This is a genomic window from Escherichia sp. E14V7, from assembly GCF_004212225.1.
Lineage (GTDB): Bacteria > Pseudomonadota > Gammaproteobacteria > Enterobacterales > Enterobacteriaceae > Escherichia.
The window spans coordinates 192,811-218,471 of the sequence record NZ_RHJJ01000001.1 but is presented as its reverse complement, the minus strand read 5'-3'; the positions used below and the strand labels follow the sequence as shown (position 1 = coordinate 218,471).

General features: G+C 53.4%; 21 protein-coding genes and 1 tRNA gene. 12 read left to right on the top strand and 10 right to left on the bottom strand.

What is annotated here, in order from left to right; genetic code table 11:
- Positions 1–109: 109 nt before the first annotated feature.
- Genes hldE through ygiF form a run of 3 tightly spaced genes read right to left on the bottom strand, consistent with a single transcriptional unit; the run spans position 110 to position 5,755 of the window.
- Positions 110–1,543: a bifunctional D-glycero-beta-D-manno-heptose-7-phosphate kinase/D-glycero-beta-D-manno-heptose 1-phosphate adenylyltransferase HldE gene (gene hldE, locus D9741_RS01070; protein ID WP_130218220.1), complete on the bottom strand. Its 1,434-nt coding sequence runs from the start codon at positions 1,541–1,543 to the stop codon at positions 110–112.
- Positions 1,544–1,590: 47 nt separating this feature from the next.
- Positions 1,591–4,431 (bottom strand): bifunctional [glutamate--ammonia ligase]-adenylyl-L-tyrosine phosphorylase/[glutamate--ammonia-ligase] adenylyltransferase, encoded by a 2,841-nt coding sequence (glnE, locus tag D9741_RS01065; RefSeq protein ID WP_130218222.1) that lies wholly within the window; start codon positions 4,429–4,431, stop codon positions 1,591–1,593.
- 22 nt (positions 4,432–4,453) lie between these two features.
- Complete coding sequence (ygiF, locus tag D9741_RS01060) at positions 4,454–5,755, bottom strand: inorganic triphosphatase (RefSeq protein ID WP_130218224.1); 1,302 nt, start codon at positions 5,753–5,755, stop codon at positions 4,454–4,456.
- Between the two features lie 243 nt (positions 5,756–5,998).
- Between ygiF and D9741_RS01055 the strand changes: the two genes are divergently transcribed.
- Both D9741_RS01055 and cca read left to right on the top strand, forming a co-directional pair.
- A complete protein-coding gene (locus D9741_RS01055) occupies positions 5,999–6,619 on the top strand; it encodes a TIGR04211 family SH3 domain-containing protein (protein ID WP_130210468.1) in 621 nt (206 codons plus the stop codon).
- A gap of 63 nt (positions 6,620–6,682) precedes the next feature.
- Positions 6,683–7,921, top strand: coding sequence for a fused tRNA nucleotidyltransferase/2',3'-cyclic phosphodiesterase/2' nucleotidase/phosphatase Cca (gene cca, locus D9741_RS01050; protein WP_130218226.1), 1,239 nt, complete (start codon positions 6,683–6,685; stop codon positions 7,919–7,921).
- A 181-nt stretch (positions 7,922–8,102) separates the two neighbouring features.
- On the opposite strand, the gene bacA is transcribed toward cca, so the two are convergent.
- Together bacA and folB are read right to left on the bottom strand one after the other, a co-directional pair.
- Positions 8,103–8,924, bottom strand: coding sequence for an undecaprenyl-diphosphate phosphatase (gene bacA / locus D9741_RS01045; RefSeq protein ID WP_001305111.1), 822 nt, complete (start codon positions 8,922–8,924; stop codon positions 8,103–8,105).
- Positions 8,925–9,014: 90 nt separating this feature from the next.
- Complete coding sequence (gene folB / locus D9741_RS01040) at positions 9,015–9,383, bottom strand: bifunctional dihydroneopterin aldolase/7,8-dihydroneopterin epimerase (RefSeq protein ID WP_010347879.1); 369 nt, start codon at positions 9,381–9,383, stop codon at positions 9,015–9,017.
- Positions 9,384–9,487: 104 nt separating this feature from the next.
- Here folB and plsY point away from each other — a divergent pair, with 104 nt between their 5' ends.
- Positions 9,488–10,105, top strand: a complete 618-nt coding sequence (gene plsY, locus D9741_RS01035) for a glycerol-3-phosphate 1-O-acyltransferase PlsY (protein ID WP_130210442.1) — start codon at positions 9,488–9,490, stop codon at positions 10,103–10,105.
- A 12-nt stretch (positions 10,106–10,117) separates the two neighbouring features.
- Here the strand turns inward: plsY and ttdR are convergent, their stop codons facing one another.
- Complete coding sequence (gene ttdR / locus D9741_RS01030; RefSeq protein WP_130218229.1) at positions 10,118–11,050, bottom strand: L-tartrate utilization transcriptional activator TtdR; 933 nt, start codon at positions 11,048–11,050, stop codon at positions 10,118–10,120.
- 206 nt (positions 11,051–11,256) lie between these two features.
- Here ttdR and ttdA point away from each other — a divergent pair, with 206 nt between their 5' ends.
- Genes ttdA through ttdT form a run of 3 tightly spaced genes read left to right on the top strand, consistent with a single transcriptional unit; the run spans position 11,257 to position 14,282 of the window.
- Positions 11,257–12,168: a L(+)-tartrate dehydratase subunit alpha gene (ttdA, locus tag D9741_RS01025; RefSeq protein ID WP_130218231.1), complete on the top strand. Its 912-nt coding sequence runs from the start codon at positions 11,257–11,259 to the stop codon at positions 12,166–12,168.
- Positions 12,165–12,770 (top strand): L(+)-tartrate dehydratase subunit beta, encoded by a 606-nt coding sequence (gene ttdB, locus D9741_RS01020; protein ID WP_064529610.1) that lies wholly within the window; start codon positions 12,165–12,167, stop codon positions 12,768–12,770. Before ttdA ends, ttdB begins: the two co-directional genes overlap by 4 nt.
- A 48-nt stretch (positions 12,771–12,818) precedes the next feature.
- Entirely contained in the window at positions 12,819–14,282 is a 1,464-nt protein-coding gene (ttdT, locus tag D9741_RS01015; RefSeq protein WP_130218233.1) for an L-tartrate/succinate antiporter, read from the top strand.
- Positions 14,283–14,324: 42 nt separating this feature from the next.
- Here the strand turns inward: ttdT and tsaD are convergent, their stop codons facing one another.
- A complete protein-coding gene (tsaD, locus tag D9741_RS01010; protein WP_001264352.1) occupies positions 14,325–15,338 on the bottom strand; it encodes a tRNA (adenosine(37)-N6)-threonylcarbamoyltransferase complex transferase subunit TsaD in 1,014 nt (337 codons plus the stop codon).
- 237 nt (positions 15,339–15,575) lie between these two features.
- Between tsaD and rpsU the strand changes: the two genes are divergently transcribed.
- The 3 genes from rpsU to rpoD all read left to right on the top strand — a co-directional run bounded on the left by rpsU (position 15,576) and on the right by rpoD (position 19,683).
- The gene (gene rpsU, locus D9741_RS01005) at positions 15,576–15,791 is read left to right on the top strand and encodes a 30S ribosomal protein S21 (RefSeq protein ID WP_001144069.1); all 216 of its coding nucleotides are present in this window, start codon (positions 15,576–15,578) and stop codon (positions 15,789–15,791) included.
- Positions 15,792–15,901: 110 nt separating this feature from the next.
- On the top strand, positions 15,902–17,647 hold the full coding sequence (gene dnaG, locus D9741_RS01000; protein WP_000918810.1) for a DNA primase: 1,746 nt from the start codon (positions 15,902–15,904) through the stop codon (positions 17,645–17,647).
- A 194-nt stretch (positions 17,648–17,841) separates the two neighbouring features.
- The gene (gene rpoD, locus D9741_RS00995) at positions 17,842–19,683 is read left to right on the top strand and encodes an RNA polymerase sigma factor RpoD (RefSeq protein WP_064529606.1); all 1,842 of its coding nucleotides are present in this window, start codon (positions 17,842–17,844) and stop codon (positions 19,681–19,683) included.
- A 78-nt stretch (positions 19,684–19,761) separates the two neighbouring features.
- Here rpoD and mug read toward each other — a convergent pair whose 3' ends face one another.
- On the bottom strand, positions 19,762–20,268 hold the full coding sequence (mug, locus tag D9741_RS00990) for a G/U mismatch-specific DNA glycosylase (protein ID WP_130218235.1): 507 nt from the start codon (positions 20,266–20,268) through the stop codon (positions 19,762–19,764).
- Between the two features lie 125 nt (positions 20,269–20,393).
- Between mug and D9741_RS00985 the strand changes: the two genes are divergently transcribed.
- A tRNA-Ile gene (locus tag D9741_RS00985) sits at positions 20,394–20,469 on the top strand.
- A 53-nt stretch (positions 20,470–20,522) separates the two neighbouring features.
- Here the strand turns inward: D9741_RS00985 and nfeF are convergent.
- Positions 20,523–21,287, bottom strand: a complete 765-nt coding sequence (nfeF, locus tag D9741_RS00980; protein WP_130218237.1) for an NADPH-dependent ferric chelate reductase NfeF — start codon at positions 21,285–21,287, stop codon at positions 20,523–20,525.
- A gap of 287 nt (positions 21,288–21,574) precedes the next feature.
- Here nfeF and nfeR point away from each other — a divergent pair, with 287 nt between their 5' ends.
- Positions 21,575–22,198 (top strand): DNA-binding transcriptional regulator NfeR, encoded by a 624-nt coding sequence (nfeR, locus tag D9741_RS00975; protein WP_130218239.1) that lies wholly within the window; start codon positions 21,575–21,577, stop codon positions 22,196–22,198.
- A gap of 122 nt (positions 22,199–22,320) precedes the next feature.
- Here nfeR and aer read toward each other — a convergent pair whose 3' ends face one another.
- Positions 22,321–23,841 carry an aerotaxis sensor receptor Aer gene (aer, locus tag D9741_RS00970; protein ID WP_130218241.1) on the bottom strand — a complete coding sequence of 507 codons (1,521 nt, stop codon included), beginning with the start codon at positions 23,839–23,841 and terminating at the stop codon, positions 22,321–22,323.
- A gap of 417 nt (positions 23,842–24,258) precedes the next feature.
- On the opposite strand from aer, the gene ygjG reads away from it, so the two are divergent.
- The gene (gene ygjG / locus D9741_RS00965; protein ID WP_130218243.1) at positions 24,259–25,638 is read left to right on the top strand and encodes a putrescine aminotransferase; all 1,380 of its coding nucleotides are present in this window, start codon (positions 24,259–24,261) and stop codon (positions 25,636–25,638) included.
- The last annotated feature ends 23 nt before the right edge of the window (positions 25,639–25,661 follow it).

The window sequence follows — 25,661 nt, the reverse complement described above, 5'->3', positions numbered from 1 at the left end:
GAGGGGGGAGAAATCCTCCCTTACCCTTGTTCCTTTACTCTAGGTTGAAAAAACAACAGCGTCAATAGGTCTACCTGGCACGAAGCGAGATCTGTGAACCGCTTTCCGGTTAGCCTTTTTTATCCTGTTGGATCTTCTTGATGATGTTAGTGGTCGAGCAACCGTCTTCAAAGTTGAGCACCAGCACTTCGCCGCCGTTGGCCCAGACTTCTTTACTCCCGGCAATTTCTTCTGGTTTATAGTCGCCTCCTTTTACCAGCAGATCTGGCAGGATCCCGGCGATCAGGCGCTGCGGCGTGTCCTCTTCAAACGACACCACCCAGTCGACCGCTTCCAGTGCGCCCAGCACAATCATACGCTGTTCGAGCGGGTTAACGGGGCGGGAATCCCCTTTCAACCGTTTGGTGGAGGCATCGCTGTTCACGGCGACAATCAAGCGGTCACCCAGCTTGCGGGCATTTGCCAGATAAGAGACATGCCCGGCGTGGAGAATGTCGAAGACACCGTTGGTCATCACTACTTTTTCGCCACGTTTACGCGCCGCCGCTACAGCCAGCTTCAGCTCATCTTCGGTCATCACGCCAAAACCGGTATCTGCACGTCCACGTACTGCGTTTTCCAGCTCGATCGGCGAAACCGTGGATGTCCCCAGTTTGCCGACCACCACACCAGCCGCCGCATTGGCAAAGAAGCAGGCTTCTTCCAGCGAATTACCCGCTGCCAGCGTTGCCGCAAGCACGCCAATCACCGTGTCGCCTGCACCGGTAACGTCATAGACTTCTTGCGCCTGAGTTGGCATATGCAGCGGCTCTTTACCCGGTTGCAGCAGCGTCATCCCTTGCTCGGAACGGGTTACCAGCAGCGCAGAGAGTTCGTAGTCGGCAATCAGTTTCATGCCGCGTTCAACAATCTCTTCTTCGGTTTTACATTTACCAACAACAGCTTCAAATTCCGAGAGATTAGGCGTTAACAGCGTAGCGCCGCGGTAGCGTTCAAAATCGGTGCCTTTTGGATCAATCAACACCGGAACGCCCGCTTTACGCGCCAGTTGGATCATCTGCTGTACGCTTGCCAACGCACCTTTCGCATAGTCAGAAAGCACCAGCGCACCAATCGTACCGAGAGCCTGATTAATCCGCTCATGCAGCGGCTGCGGATCAACACCTTCGAAACCTTCTTCGAAATCCAGGCGGATCAACTGTTGGTTACGAGAAAGCACCCGCAGTTTGGTGATGGTCGGATGCGTCGGCACAGAAACGAAGTCGCATTTTACGTTCACGTCGGCCAGCGATTTACTGAGCGCGCGCGCCGCATCATCAATACCTGTCAGCCCCACCAGGCGTGCGTTTGCACCGAGAGAAGCGATGTTCATCGCCACGTTGGCCGCGCCGCCCGGACGTTCTTCGATGGTATTCACTTTAACCACGGGTACTGGCGCTTCCGGCGAGATACGGCTGGTGGGACCGTACCAGTAACGATCCAGCATTACATCACCAACCACCATCACTCCTGCACGTTCAAACTCTGGCAGCGTTACTTTCATTCCTGTCTCCTGAGAGATTCAAAATTTGCGCGCGATAATACCATATTTCATTCCTCCACCAGCCACTTCTGCCAGCTTGCCCGCACCAGTTCACGCTCTGCGGTGAAGTAATCCTCCGGCACATGGCCCGGCAACTCTTGTAATGCCAGATGATGAAGTTCATCGCGCAGCGTAGTGTAAGCACGGCTCAGCGCCATCGCTTCCTGCTCTTCCATAATGTCGTTTTGCGCCAACAGTTCCAGAATGCGCACGTTGTCTGACCAGCGCGTTAACTTCGGTTTTTCATGGGCGTAGCGCAACACCAGATATTGGGTAATAAATTCGATATCGGTAATCCCGCCTTCATCGGCTTTGATATCAAAGCGATCGCGATGTTTATTGCCGAGATGGGCGCGCATTTTCTCGCGCATTTCCCGCACTTCCGTTTGCAGAGTTTTACCTTCACGCGGCAGTGTCATAATCTCCCGGCGTACTGCGTCAAATTGAGCGGTCAATTGTGGATCGCCATATACCACGCGAGCACGTACCAGCGCCTGATGTTCCCACGTCCAGGCCTCGTTTCTCTGATAATCGGCAAACGCTTCTGCGGAAGTAACCAGCATTCCCGCCGCCCCGGACGGGCGTAGCCGTGCATCCACTTCGTACAAAATACCGGAAGACGTGCGCGTGCTGAACAAGTGCATAATGCGTTGAGCCAGACGCAGGTAAAACTGCCGCCCGTCGATTTCCCGCTCGCCGTCCGTCATTACATCCATCGGGCAATCATGGAGGAAGATCAGGTCAAGATCAGAACTATATCCCAGCTCCCAACCGCCCAGCTTACCGTAGCCAACCACCGCAAAGCCGCGACCTTCGCGTTCGTTCAGGTGGGTCGGTTTTCCGTAACGGGCGACCATTTGAACCCACGCCTGCTGAACGACGGCATCTATCATGGCTTCCGCCAACCAGGTTAAGTGATCGCTCACTTTCATTACTGGCAGCGTACCGGCAATATCCGCTGCGGCGATGCGTAACAGTTGCGCCTGTTTAAACTGACGCAGCGCCTCAAGTTGTTGTTCTTCGTCATCTTCTGGCACGCGCAGTAAATACTGGCGCAATTCGTCACGATAGGCATCCGTCGCTGTCGGCTGGTAGAGGGTGTTCGGATCGAGCAGTTCATCCAGCAATAATGGATAACGCGCCAGTTGACTGGCAATCATCGGCGATGCAGCACACAGAGAAATCAAATGCTTAAGCGCCGCGGGGAATTCACTGAGCAATTCTAAATAGGTGGTGCGGGTAACAATCCCCACCAGCAAGGCGGTAATGCGCGACAGCGTGACAGCAGCGTCTTCACGCGCGCATACGTCACTTAACAAATGCGGCATGAGATGGTCGAGCACCTGACGTCCGCGCGGCCCAATAGTGCGCTTATCCAGCTCTTTGCGGAAATCGGCAATCAGCGTCAGCACCTGTTTGCGATCATCTTCTCTAAGATGCGCCAGCACTGGCGTGGTGTCATCTTCCTGCAATGCATCCTGCCACAGCTCACGCCACTGCTCCGATAGAGTCTCTTCCAGGGTTTCGCTTTCGTCGTCACCAATCAAATCGTTAAATACCCGACGCACATTAGCCATATGTCCGCCCAGCGCTCCGGTCAGTTGCTGCCAGTCAGCAAAGTCCATCGCCCACGCCAGCCGCGCACGGTTAAGCTCATCAGAAGGAAGCGTCTGGGTTTGTTCGTCATTAATGCTTTGCAGCAGGTTTTCCAGGCGCCGCAGGAACAGATATGCCACTCGCAATTGTTCGGCATCATTCTCAGAGAGCAGATGCAATGCCGCAATGGCGCTGAGCGTTGGCAGTAAAGAGCGCGATTGCAGCGACGGTTCGCGCCCGCCGCGAATAAGCTGGAACACCTGGACGATAAATTCAATTTCGCGAATACCGCCCGCGCCCAGTTTGATGTTGTCAGTGAGGCCACGGCGACGCACTTCACGGGCAATCATCCCTTTCATGTTGCGCAGAGACTGAATCACACTGAAATCGATGTAACGACGAAAAACAAACGGGCGCAGCATCGAACGCAATTCGTTAGCATAAACGCCGTCGCTATCGCCCATAATCCGCGCCTTGACCATCGCGTAACGCTCCCAGTCACGCCCCTGCTCCTGGTAATAATCTTCCAGCGCTGCAAAGCTCAGCACCAGCGGGCCACTTTCGCCAAACGGACGCAGCCGCATATCTACGCGATAGACAAAGCCATCTTGCGTTGGTTGATCCAGCACTTTAATCAACCGCTGCCCCATGCGGGTAAAGAACTGAGCGTTGTCCAGTTCCCGGCGTCCGCCCTGCGTACAACCATGTTCAGGCCAGGCAAAAATCAGATCGATATCTGAGGAGAAATTCAGTTCCCCTCCACCCAGCTTACCCATGCCTAAAATCAGCAGCGGTTGCGCTTCGCCCTGCGCATTGCACGGCGTTCCCCACTCGCGGCAGCATGCGTCATACAACCAGTCACGCGCCGCAACAATCAGCGTCTCCGCCAGATGGCTGAGCTGCTGCAATATGCTCTCTTCAGTAACCAGTGCCAGCGTTTGCGCCCAGGCGATACGTACCATAATGCGCCGCCGGAACAGCCGCAGTTCACGCATTAACCCAGCCTCGTCACTCACGTTACTGAGCGCCTCCTGTAACCACTCGCCGTAATACTGCCATTCATCGGCTTGTGGCGGCTCGCTTTCCAACTCCGTCAGCCACTCTGGATGCGCAATTACGCTATCCTGCACAAAATCACTAAAAGTAAGTACTGACTTCGCCTGTGCGCTAAGTAATTCCTCGGCTAAAGGCGCTGGCAGCCGCTCAACAACGGTCTGCCAGTACTGCTGTAACGGTGAAGAGAGCGGCTTCATAAGCGATTTTATCCTTGCCTGATTAACGTTTTCCGCTGTGCAACCAGAACGGTTCCTGATTGTTTGCCTCATTACGGAAATGTTCAATTTCAATGCGTTGCCCGGTCGCAATAGCGTGATGCAGCCCCTGCCAGTTCTCCAGCCAGGCTTGCGCGACGACAGGATCGTAGTAACCCGCCAGCAACAGTATTGAGTCAATGTCACGTGTCAGGCGTGGCAACTGGTCACGGTAGCGATCGCCCAGCGGCTGGCAAAAAACGCTTTTCAGTTCAGCGGCATGGCGGGAAAGATGGATATCGGCAAAGCGTTTGAAGGAATCGCTGATTTTGCCCTGCGCTTTGGCATCTAAAAACGGCTGCCAGGCTTTGCTAACCAGCCATTCGGTCAACGCCAGTTTCGCCATTGCCGTTTCGGTAGAATAGACCGCCGTCACGGCAGAAACCGCAGAAGCAATGGTCGCCTCGCATTGAGTCAGCAGATCACGTAAGTGAGTGCTCGCTTTACGCGGCACGATACCGCCGAACAGCATCAGAGTATGGCGAACCAGGCCGATTGCTGCCAGCACCTGCTCTTTCGCCGCCTCGTTGCCGCGTATCCACAACTCTTCATGGTACTGCCATTGCGCTAACGCCAGCTCGAGCGCCGCTTCCAGCCCCTGTTCCACATCGGCTTTTGCCGCAACATGCAAAATGGTGGTGGGTTTGATTTCACGCGCGGGATTTCCCTGCGCCAGATGATAGCCACGCGCCGCCTTGCTCAGGCTGCCCTGGCGTAAACCAGTTTGCGATACCAGTTGGTTTGCCAGTTTCAGCACCGCGCGCGTTTCGCCGCGAAGTAGTTCCAGTTCCAGCTCGCAGATAGGTTCAGCAAATTCTCCGGCTTTCACCTCGCCCTGATCGAGGGCGATTTCAATCTGACTGCCATCGATCTCCACCAGCCATTTTTCGCGATAAAAATCGGTGCTGAACAGCGGTTGTACGCGGGAAGCGAGATCGGCAGGTAACTCGTTGTTCGGCCAGACTTCCGTCGGCAACTGCGCCAGGTCGAGCGTCGGTTCGCTCAACGCAACGTTATATTCCGGGCGCTGGTGTAAACCGCCAGTCACTCGCCCGGCGACTTTCATCGTCATTTCATAGCGACCATTTTCGCCACGAATACGCAAGCCCATATCGTGCCCACGCAGCCAGTTATCCGACGTTTCGTAGTAAATATTCAGCAACTGCACGGGGTCATGGTGCTCGCCGCCCAGCGTATTGAGATGGTCACGCAACGCCTCAACGGCACTGTGATTAACAATAAACTTTAATTCGATTTCCTGAGCCATGGCCTTTACTTATCCGGTTATGTCACATTAGTGACGATGAACGGCGAACTTAATGCGATCTTTTTTGTCAGTAGATAGTATTTTGCGCCAAATTGCCATGCAACGGGCAATTTGACGGGCGTAAAAGATTGAAGCTGTGGCAAGACCTGACACAGAGGATTCCGATTGATAGCGAATGCTTTGCGTAGCGACACTGATGCCACTACTATCGTTCCACTTTTCCCAGACAATAACGACAGCCTGATGCCAAAATTACGCCTGATCGGATTAACTATACTTGCACTTAGCGCCACTGCCGTCTCGCACGCCGAAGAAAAGCGCTATGTTTCTGACGAACTGAACACCTGGGTCCGCAGCGGTCCGGGGGATAATTATCGCCTCGTGGGCACAGTTAACGCGGGCGAGGAAGTAACCTTATTACAAACTGACGCCAACACCAATTATGCCCAGGTGAAAGACAGCTCCGGCCGTACCGCCTGGATCCCGTTAAAAGAACTTAATACCGAGCCAAGCCTGCGCACTCGTGTACCGGTGCTGGAAAATCAGGTCAAAACGCTGACCGATAAGCTCACCAATATTGATAACACCTGGAATCAGCGCACTGCTGAAATGCAGCAAAAAGTGGCGCAAAGTGACAGCGTGATCAACGGGTTAAAAGAAGAAAATCAGAAGCTGAAAAACGAGCTGATTGTCGCCCAGAAAAAGGTCGATGCCGCCAGCGTGCAGTTAGATGACAAACAGCGCACCATCATCATGCAATGGTTTATGTATGGCGGCGGCGTGCTGGGTCTTGGATTGCTGCTCGGACTGGTATTACCGCACCTGATCCCAACGCGCAAACGCAAAGATCGCTGGATGAACTAAATCGCCTTCTTCGTTGCACTGTCTTATTATTAGGAATTGTGTATTTGACGAAGGGAAGATGGCGTGAAGATTTATCTGGTCGGTGGTGCGGTACGGGATGCATTGTTAGGGCTACCGGTCAAAGACAGAGATTGGGTGGTTGTCGGCAGCACGCCACAGGAGATGCTCGACGCGGGCTACCAGCAGGTAGGCCGCGATTTTCCTGTTTTTCTGCATCCGCAAACGCATGAAGAGTATGCGCTGGCACGTACCGAACGGAAATCCGGTTCCGGTTACACCGGTTTTACCTGCTATGCCGCACCGGATGTCACGCTGGAAGATGATCTTAAGCGTCGCGATCTGACCATTAATGCGCTGGCCCAGGACGATGACGGCGAGATTATCGACCCGTACAACGGTCTGGGCGATCTGCAAAATCGTCTGTTACGCCATGTTTCCCCCGCTTTTGGCGAGGATCCGCTACGCGTGCTGCGCGTGGCGCGTTTTGCTGCGCGTTATGCCCACCTCGGTTTTCGTATTGCTGATGAAACCCTGGCGCTGATGCGCGAGATGACTCACGCGGGCGAACTGGAACACCTGACGCCTGAACGAGTGTGGAAAGAGACGGAAAGCGCCCTCACCACCCGCAATCCACAAGTGTTCTTCCAGGTGCTGCGCGATTGCGGCGCACTGCGCGTTTTATTCCCGGAAATTGACGCCCTGTTCGGCGTTCCGGCCCCCGCCAAGTGGCATCCGGAAATCGACACCGGGATTCATACCTTAATGACGCTCTCCATGGCGGCGATGCTAAGTCCGCAGGCCGATGTCCGTTTCGCGACGTTATGCCACGATCTCGGTAAAGGACTGACGCCGCCAGAGCTTTGGCCACGTCATCATGGACATGGCCCGGCAGGTGTTAAGTTGGTGGAACAACTATGCCAGCGTCTGCGCGTGCCAAATGAAATTCGCGATTTAGCCAAACTGGTGGCGGAGTTTCACGATCTCATTCACACCTTCCCGATGCTGAACCCGAAAACCATCGTTAAATTATTTGATTCCATTGATGCCTGGCGTAAACCGCAGCGTGTTGAGCAACTGGCGCTGACCAGCGAAGCTGACGTGCGCGGCAGAACCGGTTTTGAATCGGCGGACTACCCGCAAGGCCGCTGGTTGCGCGAAGCCTGGGAAGTGGCACAGTCAGTGCCGACAAAAGCCGTCGTTGAAGCGGGATTTAAAGGTGTAGAGATTCGTGAAGAGCTAACCCGACGGCGGATTGCGGCGGTAGCCAGCTGGAAGGAACAACGTTGCCCAAAGCCTGAGTGAGTGTTGGGCATTTTGCCGGATGCGACGTGAACGCCTTATCCGGCTACATGTCAACGACGGTTGTAGGCCTGATAAGACGCGCGAGCGTCGCATCAGGCGTTGATTGCCGGATGTGGCGTGAACGCCTTATCCGGCCTACGCAATCGTGGACAATTCCAGGCATCCGACACTATTCTTCACATCAAAAGAATACGACGTACACCGCAGCCGCCACAATAAAGCGATAAATGGCGAATGGGATAAACGAAATCCGCTTAATTAATTGCAGGAAGGTTTTAATCGCTATCAGCGCCACTACGAAGGCAGTGATAAACCCAACGGCAAACATCGGGATATCGCCGGTTGTCAGGAAGCCCCAGCTTTTGTAGAGATCAAGCGCCGTTGCGCCCATCATCATCGGCACCGCCAGCAGGAACGAGAACTCAGAAGCCGCGTAACGGCTCACCCCCATCAGCATCCCACCTGAAATGGTCGCCCCGGAGCGAGAGAATCCTGGCCACAGCGCCAGACACTGGAAGCAGCCAATCATAAACGCCTGGCGATAGGTCATATCATCCAGCCCCGGCGCACGCGGCTCTTTCGGCTTCAGGCATTCGGCGGCAATCAGCAACAAACCGCCGACAACCAGCGCATACATGACATTTATCGGGTTAAACAATGATTTAATCGTGTCGTGGAACAACAGCCCCAGTACCACCGCTGGGATCATCCCCAGCAAAATGTGGATCAGCGTTAAACGACCTTTGCTTTCTCCTTCGTGCTGCAACGGGCGGCCAAAGTGAATGCCAATCAGACCAAACAGACGCCGCCAGAACATGACAACCACTGCCAGAATTGATCCAAGCTGGATCACGACTTCAAAGGTTTTCGCCGTGTCGCCCTCAAACCCCAACAAGTGACCGACAATAATCATATGGCCCGTGCTGGATACCGGCAGAAATTCTGTCAATCCTTCGACCACACCCAATATTGCCGCTATCAGCAGCGAGTGCATATCGCTCATCAATAAACCCCTAAATTATTAAAATGTACCGCTTGTCCGAACTACTGCAGTATGACCAGGTTATAACCGTTTGGTTTAACAGCTGTAAAATTAATTATTTTCTTTCAGATTATTGCCACGCTCAATGATTACGCCAACATTCGCCGCCCGCGCCACTGCGCCTGGCTTGCTAAGTTTGATGCGAACCCACGGCGAATTAAAGCGAGTTAACAGCAGTTCCGCCACCTCTTCCGCCACGCGTTCCACCAGTGCAAAACGCGCCCCTTCGACGTGGCTGACTACCGTTTCTGCAATGTCAGCGTAACTGAGGCAATCCGCCACATCATCACTTTTCGCCGCTTTACGGTTATCCCACGCCATTTCGATATCGAACACCAGCTTCTGTTCGATGGTCTGTTCCCAGTCGTAAACACCAATAGTGGTGATTACCGAAAGTTGCTCTATAAATACAATATCCATCACGTCCTGCCTGCTTTTTGGCTAACCGGATACCACTTCCGGCGAAATGTGCGTATTATCCACAGATTCATCGTTGAACACGAATTTTCAAAACGGAACAGCTTATGAGTGCAATCGCGCCTGGAATGATCCTCATCGCGTACCTCTGCGGCTCCATTTCCAGTGCCATTCTGGTTTGCCGCCTTTGTGGCTTGCCCGACCCGCGAACCAGCGGCTCCGGTAATCCTGGCGCGACCAACGTTTTACGCATGGGTGGCAAAGGGGCAGCCGTAGCAGTGCTGATCTTTGACGTTCTAAAAGGTATGTTGCCTGTCTGGGGAGCATATGAATTAGGCGTCAGCCCATTTTGGCTGGGATTAATTGCGATTGCCGCCTGTCTTGGACACATCTGGCCCGTTTTCTTCGGTTTTAAAGGGGGAAAAGGCGTTGCCACCGCTTTTGGCGCTATTGCTCCGATCGGCTGGGATTTAACGGGCGTGATGGCGGGGACCTGGCTGCTTACCGTGCTATTGAGTGGATATTCGTCGCTGGGGGCGATTGTCAGCGCGCTGATTGCTCCGTTTTATGTCTGGTGGTTCAAGCCACAATTCACCTTCCCGGTTTCGATGCTCTCTTGCCTGATCCTGCTGCGTCATCATGACAACATCCAGCGTCTGTGGCGTCATCAGGAGACAAAAATCTGGACGAAATTCAAAAGAAAGCGTGAAAAAGATCCCGAGTGATTTATGGCGAGCCTACATAACCTGATAGCCCTCGTCCGGCTTACCCAGTCGTTGCTGGCACCATGCCGCCAGAAATTCCACGCAGACACGTAATTTCATGCTGCGATAGAGCGGCTCCCGGTAAACAGCCCAGATATTGGCGCTTTGCGCATACTCCGGCAATACTCGCACCAGTTTACCACTCTCCAGAAACGGCAACACATCCCACTCGGAACGCAGCATAATCCCTTTGCCCTCCAGCGCCCATTGCAGCACAATCTCGCCGCTGTTGGAGGAAAGATGCCCACTAACCTTCACCGATTTTTTCTCCTGACCGTTCCCCAACTCCCATATTCCATGGGTCATATCGCGCTCTTTGGTCACCAGACAGTCATGACGACTTAATTCCTGTAAGGATTGTGGCTGCGGATATTTTTGCAGATACTCAGGTGCGGCGCATAATATTCTTTTATTTTTCGTTAACAGATGCGCGATATAATAATCAGGAATTTCGTCATTAATACGAATATCCAGATCAATATTATCCTGCACTAAATCAATTTGCCGATCGAACAATTCAAAATGCACCTGTAATTCAGGGTAATTGCGCATCAGTTCGGTAATGGCTGGCGCAATATAACTGCGCCCAAAGCCAAAGCTGCAACCAATACGAATCATCCCCTCCGGGCGCGTTTTGATTTGCGTGACGTCATCGACCAGTCGCTGATATTGGGTGAGGATTTCCAGCGCATGTTCGTAACAACGTTGACCACTTTCAGTCAGCGCCACGCCGCGAGCAGAGCGGTTCAGCAGTGTGGTTGCCAGCGTATTTTCAAGGATTTGGATCCGCTTGGTGACAAATGCAGGCGTTTGCCCAAGCGTTGCCGCAGCGGCGCTAAAACTCCCGCTATGGACGATTTCCACCAGTACCTGCAAGTCTTTGGCTAAAGGCCAGCTATTTAGCATTGTTAAATATCCGCAGTTTTGATAAACGCAGTGTATTTCGCAAAACATTGCCATTCCCTGCTCTGGCGCAATATTCGTTCTTATTTTCGTGTTGATTAACGAACTGTTAATTACATATTCACGGCGGCAAAAAATATAAAACCACATTTTTAGTGGTAGTTTGTGACGGTGAATTTTTCCAGACAAATACAGAAACTGGAGTTGCCATGATGAGCGAAAGTAATAAGCAACAGGCAGTGAATAAGCTGACGGATATTGTCGCTAACTTTACCGCTATGATATCTACCCGGATGCCTGATGACGTGGTGGATAAACTAAAACAGCTAAAGGATGCCGAAACATCGTCGATGGGAAAAATCATCTACCACACGATGTTCGACAACATGCAAAAAGCGATCGACCTGAATCGTCCTGCCTGTCAGGACACCGGGGAGATTATGTTCTTCGTTAAAGTCGGTTCCCGTTTCCCGCTGCTTGGCGAGCTGCGAAGCATTCTTAAGCAAGCTGTGGAAGAAGCAACCGTCAAAGCGCCACTGCGCCACAACGCGGTGGAAATTTTTGACGAAGTGAACACCGGCAAAAATACCGGCAGCGGCGTACCGTGGGTTACCTGGGACATCATTCCCGACGGTGACGATGCGGAAATCGAAGTTTACATGGCAGGCGGCGGCTGCACGCTACCTGGCCGCTCGAAAGTGTTAATGCCGTCGGAAGGCTACGAAGGCGTGGTGAAATTCGTTTTCGAAAATATCTCCACTCTCGCTGTAAACGCCTGTCCGCCAGTACTGGTAGGCGTGGGCATCGCTACCTCAGTAGAAACCGCCGCCGTACTCTCGCGTAAAGCCATTTTGCGCCCGATTGGCAGCCGCCATCCCAATCCAAAAGCGGCAGAGCTGGAGCTACGCCTGGAAGAAGGACTCAACCGTCTGGGGATTGGTCCTCAGGGGCTGACTGGCAACAGTTCAGTGATGGGCGTACATATCGAATCTGCCGCCCGCCATCCGTCAACCATCGGCGTTGCTGTCTCTACCGGCTGCTGGGCACATCGCCGCGGCACGCTGCTGGTTCATGCCGATCTCTCCTTTGAAAATCTGTCTCACACCCGGAGCGCGTTATGAAAAAGATCCTGACAACCCCGATCAAAGCTGAAGATCTGCAAGATATTCGCGTCGGCGATGTGATCTACCTGACCGGTACGCTGGTGACCTGCCGTGACGTTTGTCACCGCCGCTTGATCGAACTCAAACGTCCGATCCCTTACGATCTCAACGGCAAAGCGATTTTCCACGCTGGCCCCATCGTGCGCAAAAACGGCGACAAATGGGAGATGGTTTCCGTCGGCCCGACAACCAGTATGCGTATGGAAAGTTTTGAACGTGAATTTATCGAGCAGACCGGCGTGAAACTGGTGGTTGGCAAAGGCGGAATGGGGCCGCTGACCGAAGAAGGCTGCCAGAAATTCAAGGCGTTACATGTGATTTTCCCTGCTGGCTGCGCGGTACTGGCGGCAACCCAGGTGGAAGAGATTGAAGAAGTGCACTGGACAGAGCTCGGGATGCCGGAGTCGCTGTGGGTCTGCCGGGTCAAAGAGTTCGGCCCGCTGATTGTCTCTATTGATACTCACGGAAACAACCTGATAGCCGAAAACAAAAAGCTGTTCGCCGAACGCCGCGGCCCCATCGTGGAAGAGATCTGCGAACACGTCCACTACATCAAATAACCCTCACGGAGAGGCTCGCCCCCTCTCCTTTTTCGCAGGCATAACACGATGAAACCTTCCACTGAATGGTGGCGATACCTTGCGCCGCTGGCGGTCATCGCCATTATTGCTCTACTTCCGGTTCCCGCAGGGCTGGAGAGTCATACCTGGCTCTACTTCGCCGTTTTTACTGGCGTGATCGTTGGGCTGATCCTCGAACCCGTGCCGGGTGCCGTGGTGGCGATGGTGGGTATATCCATCATCGCCATTCTTTCGCCGTGGCTGCTGTTTAGCCCGGAGCAGCTCGCCCAGCCAGGCTTTAAATTCACTGCAAAATCCCTCTCGTGGGCGGTTTCCGGTTTTTCTAATTCGGTTATCTGGCTGATTTTCGCCGCCTTTATGTTTGGTACGGGCTATGAAAAAACCGGGCTGGGGCGACGTATCGCGCTGATTCTGGTGAAAAAGATGGGGCATCGCACACTGTTTCTCGGCTATGCGGTGATGTTCTCCGAGCTGATCCTGGCACCTGTAACACCGTCCAACTCGGCGCGTGGTGCGGGGATTATCTATCCCATCATCCGTAACCTGCCGCCGCTCTATCAATCACAACCAAACGACAGCAGTTCGCGCAGTATTGGCTCGTACATCATGTGGATGGGGATTGTTGCCGACTGCGTGACCAGCGCCATTTTCCTGACGGCGATGGCTCCTAACTTGCTGTTAATTGGACTGATGAAAAGCGCATCTCACGCCACGCTGAGTTGGGGCGACTGGTTCCTCGGGATGTTGCCGCTCAGTATTTTACTGGTCCTGCTGGTTCCCTGGCTGGCTTACGTGCTGTACCCGCCTGTGCTGAAGTCTGGCGATCAGGTGCCGCACTGGGCAGAGACGGAACTGCAGGCAATGGGCCCGCTCTGTTCGCGTGAAAAACGGATGCTGGGGCTGATGGTAGGCGCGCTGGTGCTGTGGATTTTCGGCGGTGATTATATCGATGCCGCGATGGTCGGTTACAGCGTAGTGGCACTGATGCTGCTTCTGCGCATTATTTGCTGGGACGATATTGTCAGTAATAAAGCGGCGTGGAACGTTTTCTTCTGGCTGGCCTCGCTTATCACCCTTGCAACCGGACTCAACAACACCGGTTTTATTAGCTGGTTTGGCAAACTGTTAGCAGGCAGCTTAAGTGGTTATTCGCCGACGATGGTGATGGTGGCGTTGATTGTGGTCTTTTATCTGCTGCGCTACTTTTTTGCCAGCGCCACGGCGTATACCTCCGCCCTCGCACCGATGATGATTGCCGCCGCGCTGGCGATGCCGGAAATCCCGCTGCCGGTGTTCTGCCTGATGGTTGGCGCGGCAATTGGTCTGGGGAGCATTCTTACACCATACGCCACCGGACCCAGTCCGATTTACTACGGTAGTGGTTATCTGCCAACGGTGGATTACTGGCGACTGGGGGCGATTTTTGGGCTGATATTCCTCGTGTTGCTGGTGATTACCGGCTTACTGTGGATGCCCGTGGTGTTGCTTTAAGTGAGGACGGTGCCGGAAATTGCTCTCCGGCACCCAATAGTTTTACGCAGCCGGTAACTCCGCCAGCGGCCAGCGCGGACGCACGCTAACGCCGAGATCCGCCGTCGCGCCTGCTTTAAACCGCACCATTCCGGCATAGGCGATCATCGCGCCGTTATCAGTACAAAATTCCGGACGCGCGTAGAACACTTCGCCACGACGCTTTTTCATCATTTCCGCCAGTTTCGCCCGCAGCGTGCGGTTAGCACTCACGCCGCCGGCCATGACCAGTCGCTTAAAGCCCGTCTGATCCAGCGCACGCTTACACTTAATCATCAGCGTATCGACCACCGCATCTTCAAAGGCGCGGGCGATATCAGCACGCGTCTGGTCGTCGGTGCCATTGTCACGAATGGTATTTGCCGCGAAGGTTTTCAGACCAGAGAAGCTGAAATCCAGCCCCGGACGGTCGGTCATCGGGCGCGGGAATACAAAGCGTCCGGCTGTACCCTGAGCCGCCATTTTCGACAGTAACGGTCCGCCAGGATAATCCAGCCCCAGCAGCTTTGCAGTTTTATCAAACGCTTCCCCGGCGGCATCATCAATAGACTCGCCGAGCAGCTCGTATTGCCCAATGCCAGTCACGCTGATTAACTGCGTATGACCGCCGGAAACCAGCAGCGCGACAAACGGAAATTCTGGCGGGTTATCTTCCAGCATCGGTGCTAACAGATGCCCTTCCATATGGTGTACCGGGATCGCCGGAACGTCCCAGGCAAACGCCAGAGAACGCCCCACGGTCGCGCCAACCAGCAGCGCGCCGACTAATCCAGGACCTGCGGTATAGGCCACAGCGTCAATGTCTTTTGCCGTTAAACCAGACTCCTTCAGCGCTGCCTGGATCAACGGTACGGTTTTACGCACGTGATCGCGGGAAGCCAGTTCAGGCACGACGCCGCCGTAGTCAGCGTGCAATTTCACCTGACTATACAATTGGTTGGCTAACAAACCTTTTTCATCGTCGTAAATGGCGATGCCAGTTTCATCGCAGGAAGTTTCAATACCCAGTACACGCATGACTTGTTTTACCTCGCTTTATTACCGCGCAGTGTAGGACCAATGCGGGTTGATGTAAAACTTTGTTCGCCCCTGGATAAAGCCTCGTGTATACTCCCCACCCTTATAAAAGTCCCTTTCAAAAGAGGCCGCGGTGCTTTACAAAGCAGCAGCAATTGCAGTAAAATTCCGCACCATTTTGAAATAAGCTGGCGTTGATGCCAGCGGCAAACCGAATTAATCAAAGGTGAGAGGCACATGCCGGTAATTAAAGTACGTGAAAACGAGCCGTTCGACGTAGCTCTGCGTCGCTTCAAGCGTTCCTGCGAAAAAGCAGGTGTTCTGGCGGAAGTTCGTCGTCGTGAGTTCTATGAAAAACCGACTACCGAACGTAAGCGCGCTAAAGCTTCTGCAGTGAAACGTCACGCGAAGAAACTGGCTCGCGAAAACGCACGCCGCACTCGTCTGTACTAATTCCCCGAGAGCGTTGCTCTCCGATCAGACCGAGTTGTAGTTGTAAGGCCGTGCTTCCGAAAGGAATGCGCGGCTTATTTTCGTTTATGAATTGCTAAAAATCGGGGCCTATGGCTGGACGAATCCCACGCGTATTCATTAATGATCTGCTGGCACGCACCGACATCGTCGATCTGATCGATGCCCGTGTGAAGCTGAAAAAGCAGGGCAAGAATTTCCACGCGTGTTGTCCATTCCACAACGAGAAAACCCCGTCATTCACCGTTAACGGTGAGAAACAGTTTTACCACTGCTTTGGATGTGGCGCGCACGGCAACGCGATCGACTTCCTGATGAACTACGACAAGCTCGAGTTCGTCGAAACGGTCGAAGAGCTGGCTGCAATGCACAATCTTGAAGTGCCATTTGAAGCAGGCAGCGGCCCCAGCCAGATCGAGCGCCATCAACGGCAAACGCTTTATCAGTTGATGGACGGTCTGAATACGTTTTACCAACAATCTTTACAGCAACCTGTTGCTATGTCTGCGCGCCAGTATCTGGAAAAACGCGGATTAAGCCACGAGGTTATCGCCCGCTTTGCGATTGGTTTTGCGCCCCCCGGCTGGGACAACGTCCTGAAACGGTTTGGCGGCAATCCAGAAAATCGTCAGTCATTGATTGATGCGGGCATGTTGGTCACTAACGATCAAGGTCGCAGTTACGATCGTTTCCGCGAGCGGGTGATGTTCCCTATTCGCGATAAACGCGGTCGGGTGATTGGTTTTGGCGGGCGCGTGCTGGGCAACGATACCCCTAAATACCTGAACTCGCCGGAAACGGACATTTTCCATAAAGGCCGCCAGCTTTACGGTCTTTATGAAGCGCAGCAGGATAACGCTGAACCCAATCGTCTGCTTGTGGTCGAAGGCTATATGGACGTGGTGGCGCTGGCGCAATACGGTATTAATTACGCCGTTGCGTCGTTAGGTACGTCAACCACCGCCGATCACATACAACTGTTGTTCCGCGCGACCAACAATGTCATTTGCTGTTATGACGGTGACCGCGCAGGTCGCGATGCCGCCTGGCGAGCGCTGGAAACGGCGCTGCCTTACATGACAGACGGTCGTCAGCTACGTTTTATGTTTTTGCCTGATGGCGAAGACCCTGACACGCTGGTACGAAAAGAAGGTAAAGAGGCGTTTGAAGCGCGGATGGAGCAGGCGATGCCGCTCTCCGCATTTCTGTTTAACAGCCTGATGCCGCAGGTTGATCTGAGTACCCCTGACGGACGCGCGCGCTTAAGTACTCTGGCGCTGCCATTGATATCGCAGGTGCCTGGCGAAACACTGCGAATATATCTTCGTCAGGAATTAGGCAACAAGTTAGGCATACTTGATGACAGCCAGCTTGAACGATTAATGCCAAAAGCGGCAGAGAGCGGCGTTTCTCGCCCTGTTCCGCAGCTAAAACGCACGACCATGCGTATACTTATAGGGTTGCTGGTGCAAAATCCAGAATTAGCGACGTTGGTCCCGCCGCTTGAGAATCTGGATGAAAATAAGCTCCCTGGACTTGGCTTATTCAGAGAACTGGTCAACACTTGTCTCTCTCAGCCAGGTCTGACCACCGGGCAACTTTTAGAGCACTATCGTGGTACAAATAATGCTGCCACCCTTGAAAAACTGTCGATGTGGGACGATATAGCAGATAAGAATATTGCTGAGCAAACCTTCACCGACTCACTCAACCATATGTTTGATTCGCTGCTTGAACTGCGTCAGGAAGAGTTAATCGCTCGTGAGCGCACGCATGGTTTAAGCAACGAAGAACGCCTGGAACTCTGGACATTGAACCAGGAACTGGCGAAAAAGTGATTTAACGGCTTAAGTGCCGAATAGCGATCGGGGAGCCCCCGACAGCCGCACTGAGAGGCAGCGGCAAATATATAAGTACGCCCTCGTAATTATCGTTGGCGGTAAACAGCCGTTGGATTTCAGCGTTAACACCTGAAGGACATCGGGTCAATCGCCCAACACCAACCTCATGAAATAAGTGTGGATACCGTCTTATGGAGCAAAACCCGCAGTCACAGCTGAAACTTCTTGTCACCCGTGGTAAGGAGCAAGGCTATCTGACCTATGCCGAGGTCAATGACCATCTGCCGGAAGATATCGTCGATTCAGATCAGATCGAAGACATCATCCAAATGATCAACGACATGGGCATTCAGGTGATGGAAGAAGCACCGGATGCCGATGATCTGATGCTGGCTGAAAACACCGCGGACGAAGATGCTGCCGAAGCCGCCGCGCAGGTGCTTTCCAGCGTGGAATCTGAAATCGGGCGCACGACTGACCCGGTACGCATGTACATGCGTGAAATGGGCACCGTTGAACTGTTGACCCGCGAAGGCGAAATTGACATCGCTAAACGTATTGAAGACGGGATCAACCAGGTTCAATGCTCCGTTGCTGAATACCCGGAAGCGATCACCTATCTGCTGGAACAGTACGATCGCGTGGAAGCAGAAGAAGCGCGTCTGTCCGATCTGATCACCGGCTTTGTTGACCCGAACGCAGAGGAAGATCTGGCACCAACCGCCACTCACGTCGGCTCTGAGCTTTCCCAGGAAGATCTGGACGATGACGAAGATGAAGACGAAGAAGATGGTGACGACGATACCGCCGACGATGACAACAGCATCGACCCGGAACTGGCTCGTGAAAAATTTGCGGAACTGCGCGCTCAGTACGTTGTAACGCGTGACACCATCAAAGCGAAAGGTCGCAGTCACGCTGCCGCTCAGGAAGAGATCCTGAAACTGTCTGAAGTATTCAAACAGTTCCGCCTGGTGCCGAAGCAGTTTGACTATCTGGTCAACAGCATGCGCGTCATGATGGACCGCGTTCGTACGCAAGAACGTCTGATCATGAAGCTCTGCGTTGAGCAGTGCAAAATGCCGAAGAAAAACTTCATTACCCTGTTTACCGGCAACGAAACCAGCGATACCTGGTTCAATGCGGCAATTGCGATGAACAAGCCGTGGTCGGAAAAACTGCACGATGTCTCTGAAGAAGTGCATCGCGCCCTGCAAAAACTGCAACAGATTGAAGAAGAAACCGGCCTGACTATCGAGCAGGTTAAAGATATCAACCGTCGCATGTCCATCGGTGAAGCGAAAGCCCGCCGTGCGAAGAAAGAGATGGTTGAAGCGAACTTACGTCTGGTTATTTCTATCGCCAAGAAATACACCAACCGTGGCTTGCAGTTCCTTGACCTGATTCAGGAAGGCAACATCGGTCTGATGAAAGCGGTTGATAAGTTCGAATACCGCCGTGGTTACAAGTTCTCCACCTATGCAACCTGGTGGATCCGTCAGGCGATCACCCGTTCTATCGCGGATCAGGCGCGCACCATCCGTATTCCGGTGCATATGATTGAGACTATTAACAAACTCAACCGTATTTCTCGCCAGATGCTGCAAGAGATGGGCCGTGAACCGACGCCGGAAGAACTGGCTGAACGTATGCTGATGCCGGAAGACAAGATCCGCAAAGTGCTGAAGATCGCCAAAGAGCCAATCTCCATGGAAACGCCGATCGGTGATGATGAAGATTCGCATCTGGGGGATTTCATCGAGGATACTACCCTCGAGCTGCCGCTGGATTCTGCGACCACCGAAAGCCTGCGTGCGGCAACACACGACGTGCTGGCTGGCCTGACCGCGCGTGAAGCGAAAGTTCTGCGTATGCGTTTCGGTATCGATATGAACACCGACCACACGCTGGAAGAAGTGGGTAAACAGTTCGACGTTACCCGCGAGCGTATCCGTCAGATCGAAGCGAAGGCGCTGCGTAAACTGCGTCACCCGAGCCGTTCTGAAGTACTGCGTAGCTTCCTGGACGATTAATCGGTATCCGGATAAGGCCTTTACGTCGCATCCGGCACTTGTCCCTTTGCACAAACGCCACCTTTTCGGTGGCGTTTTTTATCGCCCACGCACCACCAGTGCCTGATCCAGTTCCCGATACGCCTCCACCAGCTTTTCCAGAGAAACTCGACTTAAACCGCTGGGATTTGGCAGTACCCAGATCTGCGTCGAACCAATAGTGAGCGTTTGTTTCCCCCACTGTGCGCCGCGCTGGCTGAATCCCTGCTCATAGGCCTGTTTGCCCAAAATCGCCAACGCCTGAGGCTGATAATCTACAATTTTTTCAATCAACTTACGCCCGCCTGCGTGCATCTCCTGCTTTGAAACTTCATTGGCTTCCACCGTTGGACGGTCAACCAGTTTGGTGACGCCACAACGATAATCCAGCAGATGCTGCGCCTCCTGCGGCTTCAACTGTCTGTCAGTAAACCCGGCCTGATAAATCACCTTCCAGAAACGGTTCGCCGGATGAGCAAAAGGAAAGCCAGTATCCGCAGATGAAAGCCCCGGATTGATGCCGCAAAACACCACGCGCAACCCTGGTGCAATAATATCTTCAACCATATTAACCCCTGAACAACACAACCTGGAGAAAGTATAACGAATTGAAAACACATTGTTTATAAAAACAGCAGGCGCGCGGTAATGGCTGGATTGCGACACAGAGTTACTTTATAATCCGCTACCATGGCCCCTTAGCTCAGTGGTTAGAGCAGGCGACTCATAATCGCTTGGTCGCTGGTTCAAGTCCAGCAGGGGCCACCAGATACAGTAAAGGCTAACGAGAAATCGTCAGCCTTTTTCTTTTCATATATCAGTTACTTCGCGTGCCAGTAAGCCGCTGCGCGTACCCGTTGAGGGTCATACTGTTCCGCTTCAAAGCGGCGGCTTAAATTCTTCACCACCTTCCCTTCACCGGTTATCCAGATGAAGTAATCATCGGCAGGGATTTGCATCTGCGCCAGACGCGCATCTACCGCCTGCTCATCATGCGCCAACCATTCGATATTAAAACCATCAAGGTGCGCGAGATAATCCTGACAGGCGTTATCCCGCACGCTGACCAGCGCGGTAACTTGCGGTTTAGCAGCAAGTTTGCTCAACGTTTCCAGGCGGCGGCGTAGTGCGGGCATCCCGGACTCATCGCAAACATACAGCTGATACGCGTAATCTTCCGGCACCACCAGCGAACCGCGCGGACCTGCCACCGTGAGTTTATCGCCCGGTTGCGCCTGCATCGCCCAGCCGCTGGCGACGCCGCCTTCGTGAATAAAGAAATCGATCGCCAGTTCATGGCGTTGTTCGTCATACAACGGCGTATAGTCACGCGACGGTGGGCGTGGTCCTTCCGGCCAGACGATGCCCTCTTCCGTTACCGTTGGCGGCACAAAGTGAGCGTCAGGTTGAGGAAAGAAGAGTTTGCTGTGATCGTCAAAGCCGCGCGACGTAAAGCCGTCCAGCGCCTCGCCGCCGAGGACAATGCGCTGAAAACCGGCGCTAATGCGCTCAACACGTAACACAGTCAGTTCACGGAAGCGCAGATCATTGCGAACGCGCTGCGGGTAGCGGGGGGAGTTATTCATTGTTATCGCCTTCGTGATGGTAATCAGATATATCTAATTAAATTTCGCAAATGATAATGATTGCTAATCATGATAAATGCAAGCGATTTGTAGAACTGATATATCTATTGTCTGATAAGACGAACCGCCTCTTCTCAGGCATCATTGCTCAATGCCGGATGCGGCGTGAACGCCTTATCCGGCTTGGATGTTGAGTACATCTGCGTTTAAAAATCATTTTTACACTTGCAAGAACTCTCACATCAGATATAAATTAGATATATCTAATTAAGCAAAAGGAGGCTGATATGAGCCATCATCACGAAGGGTGTTGTAAACATGAAGGCCAGCCACGCCATGAAGGCTGCTGCAAAGGTGAGAAGTCAGATCACGAGCACTGCGGACACGGTCACCAGCATGAACACGGTCAATGCTGCGGGGGGCGCCACGGTCGCGGCGGCGGTCGTCGGCAACGTTTCTTTGGTCACGGTGAATTGCGTCTGGTGATTCTGGATATTCTCTCGCGCGATGACAGCCACGGCTACGAGTTGATTAAAGCGATTGAGAATCTAACCCAGGGGAATTACACCCCAAGCCCGGGCGTCATCTACCCGACGCTGGATTTTCTGCAGGAGCAGTCGCTAATTACCATCCGCGAAGAGGAAGGCGGCAAAAAGCAGATTGCGCTGACCGAACAGGGCGCACAGTGGCTGGAAGAAAACCGCGAACAGGTGGAGATGATTGAAGAACGCATCAAAGCGCGTTGCGTTGGTGCGGCGCTGCGCCAGAACCCGCAAATGAAGCGAGCGCTGGATAATTTTAAAGCGGTGCTGGATTTACGCGTCAATCAGAGCGACATCAGCGACGCGCAGATAAAAAAGATCATTGCGGTGATCGACCGCGCCGCGTTTGATATTACGCAACTGGATTAATCACCGATTGCCGGATGCGGCGTGAACGCCTTATCCAGCCTACGCGCCGCCCCGTAGGCCTGATAAGATGCGCCAGCATCGCATCAGGCATCGTGCTCCAACCGCCGGATGCGGCATACCGATTAATGCAGCACCGTCACCGCGTCTTCCAGTCGGCTGGCGCGGTGTTTCACCATCGCCGACACCTGCGCACTTTCTTCCACCAACTCGGCGTTTTTCTGCGTGATCAGGTTAAGCTCATCCACAGCACGGGTCAGGCTGGAAAGCCCATCGGCCTGTTCCAGCGTTGAGTGGCTAATCTGGGCGATCAACTGGGTGACATTTTTCACCTGCGCCACAATATCGTCCATCGTCCGTCCGGCAGCGTGCACCTGCTGCGAACCGGATTGCACCTTATCAGCACTGGCATCAATCAGCTTGCGGATATCGTTGGCAGCATTGGCGCTGCGGCTGGCTAAATGACGCACTTCCCCTGCCACCACTGCAAAACCTTTGCCCTGTTCGCCGGCTCGCGCCGCTTCTACCGCCGCATTCAGGGCCAGAATATTGGTCTGAAACGCAATATCGTTAATCAGCGAAGTAATGGTGCCAATGCGCTGGGTACTGTCGGCGATATCGTCCATCGTCTTGATCACCGTGGTCATCGCCTCCCCGCCTTGCACAGCCGCATTACTGGCGGTGATAGAAAGTTTATCGGCAGCCGACGCTGTGGCTGAGTTCTGTTTCACCGACGCCGCCATCTGGTTCATGGTCGCTACAGTTTGCTGGACATTATCTACCGTCTGCTGAGTATGCTCGTTCAGTTCATCGGTGCCTTTTGCCAGCGCCTCACTCCCGTTTCTGACGCTGGAAACCTGGCTGGAGACATCATTAATCAACCAGCGACACATCAGGCCAAGCTGCCCTACCGCGCGTAATGTCAGCCCCAGCTCATCGCTGCGATTCAAATGCTCAACACTATTACGTTCTCCGGTCGCCACCTTCAGTGCCTGGCTGGCGACATTTTCTATCGGACGTACAATTTGCCATTCAAAACAGGCATTTCCCAACAACATCACTAACGCACAGAGGAAATACGTCACCACCGGGGCAGCGACAAACCAGAGCATGGCCGCCAGCACGATAAACATCAGTGTCATCACTCCACGCACTCGCCAGCGAAGCGGTAATGACGGCAGTTTTCCCAACCAACCGTTACGTACCACCAGCCCTTTATGCATACGTTTATTGGTACGTCCAGCGTTCAGCGCCTTATACAGCGGCTCGACCGCCGCGATCTCTTCATCCGTCGCCCGGGTACGAATCGACATATAGCCACTGATTTTGCCCTCGCGCACCATCGGCACCGCATTCGCCCGTATCCAATAATGGTCGCCATTTTTGCGGCGATTTTTCACGATGCCGCTCCAGGGTTCCCCTTTTTTCAGGGTGTACCACATATCCGCAAACGCCGCTTTTGGCATATCCGGGTGACGCACCATGTTGTGCGGCTGACCCTGTAACTCCTGCAAGGTATAGCCGCTCACTTGCACGAAAGAATCATTGGCGTGGGTGATATAGCTTTGCAGATCGGTAGTGGACATCAGGGTAGTATCGTCAGCCAGCGGGGTATTTTGCTGGGTGACATACGGATGAGAAGACATAATCGCGTCCTGTGCAGGTTATATGGTTGTTAACTTCTTGTCGGAAGTTATGTCGGCCCCGGCGCGGTTATCTTTAGCACTTTAATTTGATTTAGATCGCAATTTGCAACTAAAGCACAAAACCTAATCCCTTGATTTAAAATACTTTCATTCTGTTATTATCCGAGAACGTTAATTATCTTGCCCAAAAATCCGGCATTTATTGCCCTGAAAGAATGCATTTGCACAGCGATCGCAAAATTCCTCCCCGATAAAATCGGGCAAAATAACAGCAACGGTTAACATTTGGAATTAAATGTTACGCAAATGATAATGTAATTTGTGTTTATCCCGATTTTCGCGATCGCAGCCGGAGTGGCGCAATCCCTGCAATACTTAAATCGGTATCATGTGATACGCGAGCCTCCGGAGCATATTTTGAACAGGTTACCTTCGAGCGCATCGGCTTTAGCGTGCAGCGCCCACGCCCTGAATCTCATTGAAAAGCGAACGCTGGATCATGAGGAGATGAAAGCACTTAACCGAGAAGTGATTGAATACTTCAAAGAGCATGTCAATCCGGGGTTTTTAGAGTATCGCAAATCTGTTACCGCCGGCGGGGATTACGGAGCCGTAGAGTGGCAAGCGGGAGGTTTAAATACGCTTGTCGACACCCAGGGACAGGAGTTTATCGACTGCCTTGGAGGTTTTGGAATTTTCAACGTGGGGCACCGTAATCCAGTTGTGGTTTCCGCCGTACAGAATCAACTTGCGAAACAACCGCTGCACAGCCAGGAGCTGCTCGATCCGTTACGGGCGATGCTGGCGAAAACCCTTGCTGCGCTAACGCCCGGTAAACTGAAATACAGCTTCTTCTGTAATAGCGGCACCGAGTCCGTGGAAGCAGCGCTGAAGCTGGCGAAGGCTTACCAGTCACCGCGCGGCAAGTTTACTTTTATTGCCACCAGCGGCGCGTTCCACGGTAAATCACTTGGCGCGCTGTCGGCCACGGCGAAATCGACCTTCCGCAAACCGTTTATGCCGCTGCTGCCGGGGTTCCGTCATATACCGTTTGGCAATATCGAGGCCATGCGCACAGCCCTTAGCGAGTGCAAAAAAACCGGTGATGATGTGGCTGCGGTGATCCTCGAACCGATTCAGGGCGAAGGTGGCGTAATTCTGCCGCCGCCGGGCTATCTCACCGCCGTGCGTAAGCTGTGCGATGAGTTCGGCGCACTGATGATCCTCGATGAAGTGCAAACGGGCATGGGGCGCACGGGCAAGATGTTCGCCTGCGAGCATGAGAACGTACAGCCGGACATCCTGTGTCTGGCAAAAGCCCTCGGCGGCGGCGTGATGCCGATTGGCGCAACCATCGCCACTGAAGAGGTGTTCTCTGTCCTGTTCGACAACCCGTTCCTGCATACCACCACCTTTGGCGGCAACCCGCTGGCCTGTGCGGCGGCACTGGCGACCATCAATGTGTTGCTGGAGCAGAACTTACCGGCTCAGGCTGAACAAAAAGGCGATATGTTGCTGGACGGTTTCCGTCAACTGGCGCGGGAATATCCCGATCTGGTACAGGAAGCGCGTGGTAAAGGGATGTTGATGGCGATTGAGTTTGTTGATAACGAAATCGGCTATAACTTTGCCAGCGAGATGTTCCGCCAGCGCGTACTGGTAGCCGGAACGCTCAATAACGCCAAAACGATCCGCATTGAACCGCCACTGACACTGACCATTGAACAGTGTGAACAGGTGATCAAAGCGGCGCGTAAGGCGCTGGCGGCCATGCGAGTCAGTGTCGAAGAAGCGTAATATCAAATCGGATGGCGATACGA

Excerpts from the sequence above, each read along its gene's own strand:
- hldE (WP_130218220.1), bottom strand. The coding sequence starts at position 1,543 with ATGAAAGTAACGCTGCCAGAGTTTGAACGTGCAGGAGTGATGGTGGTT.
- glnE (WP_130218222.1), bottom strand. The coding sequence starts at position 4,431 with ATGAAGCCGCTCTCTTCACCGTTACAGCAGTACTGGCAGACCGTTGTT.
- ygiF (WP_130218224.1), bottom strand. The coding sequence starts at position 5,755 with ATGGCTCAGGAAATCGAATTAAAGTTTATTGTTAATCACAGTGCCGTT.
- D9741_RS01055 (WP_130210468.1), top strand. The coding sequence starts at position 5,999 with ATGCCAAAATTACGCCTGATCGGATTAACTATACTTGCACTTAGCGCC.
- bacA (WP_001305111.1), bottom strand. The coding sequence starts at position 8,924 with ATGAGCGATATGCACTCGCTGCTGATAGCGGCAATATTGGGTGTGGTC.
- folB (WP_010347879.1), bottom strand. The coding sequence starts at position 9,383 with ATGGATATTGTATTTATAGAGCAACTTTCGGTAATCACCACTATTGGT.
- plsY (WP_130210442.1), top strand. The coding sequence starts at position 9,488 with ATGAGTGCAATCGCGCCTGGAATGATCCTCATCGCGTACCTCTGCGGC.
- ttdR (WP_130218229.1), bottom strand. The coding sequence starts at position 11,050 with ATGCTAAATAGCTGGCCTTTAGCCAAAGACTTGCAGGTACTGGTGGAA.
- ttdA (WP_130218231.1), top strand. The coding sequence starts at position 11,257 with ATGATGAGCGAAAGTAATAAGCAACAGGCAGTGAATAAGCTGACGGAT.
- ttdB (WP_064529610.1), top strand. The coding sequence starts at position 12,165 with ATGAAAAAGATCCTGACAACCCCGATCAAAGCTGAAGATCTGCAAGAT.
- ttdT (WP_130218233.1), top strand. The coding sequence starts at position 12,819 with ATGAAACCTTCCACTGAATGGTGGCGATACCTTGCGCCGCTGGCGGTC.
- tsaD (WP_001264352.1), bottom strand. The coding sequence starts at position 15,338 with ATGCGTGTACTGGGTATTGAAACTTCCTGCGATGAAACTGGCATCGCC.
- rpsU (WP_001144069.1), top strand. The coding sequence starts at position 15,576 with ATGCCGGTAATTAAAGTACGTGAAAACGAGCCGTTCGACGTAGCTCTG.
- dnaG (WP_000918810.1), top strand. The coding sequence starts at position 15,902 with ATGGCTGGACGAATCCCACGCGTATTCATTAATGATCTGCTGGCACGC.
- rpoD (WP_064529606.1), top strand. The coding sequence starts at position 17,842 with ATGGAGCAAAACCCGCAGTCACAGCTGAAACTTCTTGTCACCCGTGGT.
- mug (WP_130218235.1), bottom strand. The coding sequence starts at position 20,268 with ATGGTTGAAGATATTATTGCACCAGGGTTGCGCGTGGTGTTTTGCGGC.
- nfeF (WP_130218237.1), bottom strand. The coding sequence starts at position 21,287 with ATGAATAACTCCCCCCGCTACCCGCAGCGCGTTCGCAATGATCTGCGC.
- nfeR (WP_130218239.1), top strand. The coding sequence starts at position 21,575 with ATGAGCCATCATCACGAAGGGTGTTGTAAACATGAAGGCCAGCCACGC.
- aer (WP_130218241.1), bottom strand. The coding sequence starts at position 23,841 with ATGTCTTCTCATCCGTATGTCACCCAGCAAAATACCCCGCTGGCTGAC.